The sequence below is a fragment of the endosymbiont of Ridgeia piscesae genome, from assembly GCF_001443665.1.
GTDB lineage: Bacteria > Pseudomonadota > Gammaproteobacteria > Chromatiales > Chromatiaceae > Endoriftia > Endoriftia persephonae.
In genome coordinates, this window is sequence record NZ_KQ557168.1 from 1 (window position 1) to 6,553 (window position 6,553).

The 6,553-nt window shown below is 48.0% G+C and carries 5 protein-coding genes and 1 pseudogene; 3 read left to right on the forward strand and 3 right to left on the reverse strand.

The genetic code is table 11. The annotated features are described in order from the left end of the window. Positions 1-150 precede the first annotated feature (150 nt). Both Ga0074115_RS15235 and Ga0074115_RS15240 read left to right on the forward strand, forming a co-directional pair. Positions 151-1,761: a TonB-dependent receptor gene (locus Ga0074115_RS15235; RefSeq protein WP_060528696.1), complete on the forward strand. Its 1,611-nt coding sequence runs from the start codon at positions 151-153 to the stop codon at positions 1,759-1,761. 9 nt (positions 1,762-1,770) lie between these two features. After that, positions 1,771-2,148: a c-type cytochrome gene (locus tag Ga0074115_RS15240; protein ID WP_157292813.1), complete on the forward strand. Its 378-nt coding sequence runs from the start codon at positions 1,771-1,773 to the stop codon at positions 2,146-2,148. A 173-nt stretch (positions 2,149-2,321) separates the two neighbouring features. Here Ga0074115_RS15240 and Ga0074115_RS16005 read toward each other — a convergent pair whose 3' ends face one another. Further along, a complete protein-coding gene (locus Ga0074115_RS16005) occupies positions 2,322-2,552 on the reverse strand; it encodes an ATP-binding protein (protein WP_232433155.1) in 231 nt (76 codons plus the stop codon). A gap of 53 nt (positions 2,553-2,605) precedes the next feature. Between Ga0074115_RS16005 and Ga0074115_RS15245 the strand changes: the two genes are divergently transcribed. Continuing rightward, the gene (locus Ga0074115_RS15245) at positions 2,606-3,976 is read left to right on the forward strand and encodes a DEAD/DEAH box helicase (protein ID WP_057957197.1); all 1,371 of its coding nucleotides are present in this window, start codon (positions 2,606-2,608) and stop codon (positions 3,974-3,976) included. Between the two features lie 144 nt (positions 3,977-4,120). On the opposite strand, the pseudogene dbpA reads toward Ga0074115_RS15245, so the two are convergent. Both dbpA and Ga0074115_RS15255 read right to left on the reverse strand, forming a co-directional pair. Then, positions 4,121-5,508 (reverse strand): annotated as a pseudogene (dbpA, locus tag Ga0074115_RS15250) (ATP-dependent RNA helicase DbpA). A 257-nt stretch (positions 5,509-5,765) separates the two neighbouring features. Further along, positions 5,766-6,344: a class I SAM-dependent methyltransferase gene (locus tag Ga0074115_RS15255; protein ID WP_057957198.1), complete on the reverse strand. Its 579-nt coding sequence runs from the start codon at positions 6,342-6,344 to the stop codon at positions 5,766-5,768. Positions 6,345-6,553: the final 209 nt, after the last annotated feature.

Here is a 6,553-nt window from a genome sequence, read left to right on the forward strand (position 1 = left end):
GCCTCCACTACATCTTTCCTTTTCTGATCACGCTGTTCTTTTATCGTAGCCATGGAAAGCAGTATACACTGCCAATACTTTCGGAACGATTAATACTCTGTAAATGGCACAGGCGGAGTCTTAAAGGCGAAATCGAAATCCGTTTTTAAAATGGATAACAACATCAAGGCCACCGTTGGAAGTTATGGATATAAATATCTAAAATTAAACGCACACACCTACTTTGATGTAGATAGTTTGATTAATTTTACATACTCAAGGAAGGAGGATGACAATGATTATAAAGAGCATTCACGGCAGCGTGACAACCGCTATACGTTAAAATTTGGCCGGATTATAAGTGACACCTCATCTATTGAAGCCAGCCTCAAATACAATGATTCGTTTAAAGAAAAAATACAGTCAATTACTGATTCGGGATTTATGGATTACCTGAATGGCAATACCATCCAGAATGATGGTCTATGGGTCTTCAATTCCAGAGACACGCAGACAAAGACCGCTGATTTTAAATATAGAAAATATATTAACAATGATCTATTCAAAGTAAGCGCTTTTTTCAGCACAAAAAACTCTACGTATTACAATGACGGAAAAATCAATGTCAATAATGATAACTATAATGCAGGGATAGATGTTGAGTACGATAAGGCGATAGGCTCGCATGGATTGCTATTTGGCTTATCGTATAAGAAAGATGAGATGAGTGATAATTACCAGTATATTTATACTGATATCACCACAGGATCAGGAGGCGTAATTACATCTGTTTATGGCACTACGCCTGGCGATGTACTCTCCGCATCTAATAGTAGCAATTATCTGCTCGGGATTTACGCCAAGGATGATTGGCAAATAAATAATAAAATTAAATTGGAGGCTAGCCTACGCATAGATAGCGTGAATTTTGATGTAGATTCCACAGAATACTGGAAATACAACGGCACAACAGAGAAATATTCACCACTACCAGGCGATATTCAGCAGGTTTCACAACGAAACACGCTTGTTACTCCAAGGGTAGCGTTGATATACGGGTTGAACAGCACCACTAATGCTTATATATCAATTGCCCAGGGCGAAAGAAGTATTAATGATAGGCAACTGTTGGTCAATATAAAGAATGATAAATCGACAGACATCGATCCCGCCAAGTCAGTGAATTATGAATTTGGACTGAAACATAGCAGCGATAACCTGGTGGCGGGCGTGTCGATTTATCGCAATATAATCAGTGATGAGATTATTGAGGTAAAAGACCCCACTATTGCTCTCAAGTACTATGAAAATGCGGGTGAAGTTGACAAGAAGGGGCTTGAGCTAGGCCTCAAATATTCATTTGATGACTTCTATTATGTTGGCGCCAACTATAGTTACATGGATTATAAATATGTGACTTATCTGACATCAACGGGCGACTTCTCTGGAAATACACTGCGTTCGATACCTGATTATAGATATGCCCTCTATGCGGGACTTAAGAATCCAGTAAAAAAATTGAGCGCAAGAGTCGAGATTGTAACATCAGGCTCTTTCTATACGGACGACGACAACACAAGAACGTATAAAGGATACAGTGGCGTTACAAATGCGGTATTTGGGTGGGAACCATGGCTAAACCATAAACTCATGTTTAATGTAAATAATCTCTTTGACAAACGATATGCTACAGATGCCTCATATTCTGCGACTACTGGCTTAACCACATATACGATTGCAGAACCAAGAACACTGAAATTGTCGTACATATACAAATTTTAGGAGTGAATGATGAGAAACACCTTAACAGCAGCTCTATTGATTATGACTTCTCCGTTCACTCTCGCAAGCGATGGTGAATCAATATACAAGCAGATCTGCTCACATTGCCATGTTATGCAAATGGGTTGGGAAATAAAGGATAAGACGACACTTAAGGCGCCGCCATTTCCAGGCGTTACCAAGGTGGTTCGGCGAATATACAATAATGAACAACAGTTTGTTGAATTTGTAAGTAATTACATCAAAAAACCAACAAGAGTTAGGTCAAGAACAAAGGATGCTGTTATCGACCAATTTGGCCTTATGCCGAATATCGGTGCGAATATGAGCGATGAGGAGCGGGAAATCGTTGCCAAATGGATGTTTAACAATGTAGGGATAAATTGAGTACATTTTTGTAACCGGAATCCAGCCAGGCGCCCGCAGCACTTGGGCGCGGCTAATCACCAAGGCCTACAAATGCGTATTTCGCTAATCGTGACCGACCCGCTCGTCGACTCCACACTGGCGTGGCTTTTTTACTCTGACCGATCACGATCAGTCAACTGAGCGGCAACCTTTCACATCGACTCAACTTGCAGATTCAGACGATGGGCACCATGGAGCAGACGATCGAGACTGGCGTCAGTCAGGGTCGTCTCGCCACTATAGTAATGCCAGTGCTCGATGAGGAGCTGACTGGCGATGAGTGTTGATCTCCTGCCGTTGTAATGATCCCCAAAGAGCTGGCAAAGGAATGTTCCAGGGACCGAGTCATATAGAATTTGGCAATGAGTTCCTGTAATCTGCACGCCCGCCGGTGAGGCGGTTCAGGCCATGAAAAGCAGCTGCATGAGACGATCCTATGGGCTTTGCTTCCTTGGGCTTATCTGCCCCTCTTCTTGAAGCCGTAGCCGAGCAGGGCTACAAAACTCCTTCGCCCATTCAGACCCAGGCGATACCTGCTGTAATCAAAGGCAGGGATGTTATGGCGGCAGCCCAGACCGGCACGGGCAAGACTGCGGGTTTTACGCTCCCTATATTAGAACGGTTATCTAAAGGTGGGCGCGCTCAGGCCAATCAGGTGCGCTCCCTCATATTAACGCCTACCCGTGAGTTGGCAGTCCAGGTTGGGGAGAGTGTCGCCACCTATGGCAAACATCTGCCGCTGCGTTCTGCGGTGGTGTATGGCGGGGTGAAGATAAACCCTCAGATGATGAAACTGCGCCGAGGTGTCGATGTTCTGGTCGCAACGCCGGGGCGTTTGCTGGATCTGTACAACCGCAACGCGGTGAAGTTCAAACAGCTGGAAGTGCTGGTGTTGGACGAAGCCGACCGAATGCTGGATATGGGTTTTATCCACGACATTCGCAAGATCCTCAGCGTGTTGCCCAAGCAGCGCCAGAACCTGATGTTCTCTGCGACTTTTTCTGACGAGATTCGCCATCTGGCCAAGGGGTTGGTCAAACAACCGGTTGAGATTTCAGTCAATCCCCGCAATACCACGGCAAAAACGGTAAAGCAGTGGATCTGCCCGGTGGATAAAAAGCAGAAGCCCGCGCTACTCACTCAATTGATTCGCGGTAACAGATGGAGGCAGGTGCTGGTTTTTACCCGAACCAAACAGGGTGCCGATCGATTAACCCGTCATCTGAAAGGCAAGGGTATTGAAGCTGCGGCGATTCATGGCAATAAGAGTCAGGGGGCGAGGACAAAAGCCTTGGCCGATTTTAAAGAGGGATCAGTTCAAATTTTGGTGGCAACGGATATAGCCGCCCGAGGATTGGATATTGACCAGCTGCCGCAGGTGGTCAACTTTGATCTACCCCATGTGGCGGAAGATTATGTACACCGCATTGGTCGCACCGGCCGAGCAGGCGCCAGGGGGCAGGCAATCTCTCTGGTGAGTGCCGATGAGTTCAAGCAGCTCTCTGATATTGAACGACTTATTAAACAATTATTAACGCGCAAGTTGATTGATGGTTTTGAGCCTGTTCACGATCTACCAGCATCTCATTTGGATCTTCGTCCCATTCGGCCTAAAAAACCTAAGAAACCCAAAAAGCCAAAAGCAGAGCATAAAGATGGACAGCGTTCGGGAGAAAATACCCAGGGCCATAAACCCAGTACGAAGAATAAGAGGTATGCGGGTAACCGTAATCGTACAAGCGCTAAACCAGGCTCCAGGACTCGCCGTGGGAATAGTCGTCGTCGGGGAGAAGTTAAGAATAGCTAGGGGGCCATGCGAGAAATAAGTTTAGTTTTCAGGTGTAGAAGTCGGGCCAAGTGCGGAGTGAAACCAACGGCATCGCCTCTCTCCCGTCGCCTGCCACCCTCCAATGAAATCACAATCGACTCTGCCCCCGGAAGCCCTGCCCCCCTACCCCCGTATCCGTCTCACACGAAACGAACGCCCCTTCAGTTTTCCCTCGCCTAATTTTGTTAATGCCATTTGAGCCGCATCTCTACTGACGGCCACATAGGCCCAGTTATCGAAAATATGAATTTTGCCGACCTGTTTACCAGCAATGCCGTTTTTTCCTGTGAGTGCGCCGAGAATATCGCCGGATCTCACTTTCTGCTTTTTGCCACCATCAATTTGTAGGGTCACCATGGGTGGCTTATAGGTGGGTTGCTCCAGCAAGCTGAAGGCGGCAAGGGCGAGGCAACAATACGCTGATCAAGGTACTCTTCTAGTGCTTCAACTTTGTATCTCTCTTTGTCGTTATACAAAGTACAGGCGATACCTTTGCTGCCTGCGCGTCCGGTGCGACCGATACGGTGAACATGCACCTCTAACTCACAGGAGAGATGATAGTTGATGACGGCGTCCAAAGCGTCGATGTCCAGGCCGCGGGAGGCCACATCGGTGGCAACCAGTATCGAGGCGCTTTTGTTGGCAAAGCGCACTAGGGTTTGATCACGGGCTTTTTGTTCCAGGTCGCCATGCAATGCCAGCGCACTAAAGCCAAGGTCATGTAACTCGTCAGCCACTTCCTGGGTCTCCCGCTTGGTATTACAAAATACCAGGGCGGATTCAGGGCGATATTTCAGTAGCAGCAGCTGCAGGATGGTCATACGCTGTGTATTGGCATCGACCCTGTAGAAGTACTGCTGAATACTGGTGCTGTCATGGGTAGCGGCAACTTGCACCACTACCGGGTGGATCATGATGCGTTGAGCAATAGACTCTATTTGAGAGGGATAGGTTGCGCTGAACAACAGGGTTTGGCGCTGCTGTGGAGTGTACTTAATGATGGCATCCAGAGCTGGCTGGAAGCCCATGTCGAGCATGCGATCCGCCTCATCCAACACAAGCATGTTTAAACTATCCAGCCTCAGCGTACCTTTTCGCAGGTGCTCTTCCACTCGCCCGGGTGTCCCTACAATGATGTGCGCACCGTGTTCCAGTGAGCCAATCTGAGGCCCAAAGGGCATGCCGCCACAAAGGGTTAGAACCTTGATGTTATGGATGCTTCTAGCCAGTTTGCGAACCTCTTTGGCCACCTGGTCGGCCAGTTCCCGAGTCGGGCAAAGTACCAGTGACTGCACACGAAAGCGCTTTACATCAAGCTTTTCCAATAAACCCAGACCGAACGCCGCGGTTTTTCCTGAGCCTGTTTTCCCCTGCGCGATGACATCTTTGCCATCCAGAATATGCGGCAAGCTCTGCGCCTGTATGGGCGTCATGGCCAGATAACCCAGGGTAGAGAGATTCTTAAGCAGGGCGGGATGCAGCTTGAGGGATGAAAAGTCAGTTTGGCTCAAAGTGCTTGTCCTTTTAGTGTCTGGGTTGTGACTTCGATTGCCATAAATCACAATAGTAACGGCGTTGGGCTAGCAGCCTATCCAGCCAAAGAATAATAGGGGACGTACCACAGTTTCTAGCAATGTGGATGTTCGATCCTGGCGCAAAACAGACGCACGATTATCGCATAAAAGATCTACCCGGCCATGGCAATTGGCAATTGGCAACTGCATAAACTCATTTCTCTTGATGATCGGCTTATGCATTTGCCAAAACATCAAACACAACCAACCAATATTCCATTCAGCCATAGTTCATGCTCCCGCCCCGGCCTGCGATCAGCCGTGACCCACAACTCATTTATCGCCAGCACTTCGAGTTCTGCCACCAACGCCCGTAACCCTGCTTCATCCATATCGGTGAATCGGCGGCCCTGTTTTTCATATTCACCTTGGCCATATTTGAACGAGCAATAGATCACGCCATTGGGCTTCAGCGCGCACGCCAGTCGGCGGAAGACGTCGGGTAGCTCCTTGGCGGGAACGTGCAGCAGCGAAGCACAGGCCCAGATACCGTCAAACTGGTGTTGGTATTGGATATCTTGCAGACGCTGCACCTGAACGGGTTGCTCGATCTCTTTTTCGGCTAGAGCAGCGATCTCGGCAGAGGCGTCGAAGGCGGTGACTTGGTAGCCGCGTTCAATGAAGGACTTGGCGTCGCGGCCGGAGCCGCACCCTGCATCCAGAATATGGGCCCGTTCAGGCAGCAATGGCAAGAAACGTTGGTAGAGTAGCTGCATGTCGACCCAGAGGGTCGCTTCAACGAAGGCCTTGGCGTTATTTTCATAGTAGTCCATAGGCAATCTCTGCAGTTTGACTAATAGCTAGAAGTAGAGCCTTAGCCGCCAAGGCTAACTTCTGTTTCAGGGTGAGACCACCCAAGGCCATATTCAGCCGTTCATGGTTATATTAATCGTTCCGAAAGTATTGGCAGTCTATTTTTGAACTTGCCAAAATATACTTTGTATCTGACATGCGGAAGAAACTCTTAATCAGCGAAGTGCGC

Bases quoted from the DNA above. Each gene is read 5' to 3' on its own strand.
- Ga0074115_RS15235 (WP_060528696.1), top strand. From the start codon at position 151: ATGGATAACAACATCAAGGCCACCGTTGGAAGTTATGGATATAAATAT.
- Ga0074115_RS15240 (WP_157292813.1), top strand. From the start codon at position 1,771: ATGAGAAACACCTTAACAGCAGCTCTATTGATTATGACTTCTCCGTTC.
- Ga0074115_RS15245 (WP_057957197.1), top strand. From the start codon at position 2,606: ATGGGCTTTGCTTCCTTGGGCTTATCTGCCCCTCTTCTTGAAGCCGTA.
- Ga0074115_RS15255 (WP_057957198.1), bottom strand. From the start codon at position 6,344: ATGGACTACTATGAAAATAACGCCAAGGCCTTCGTTGAAGCGACCCTC.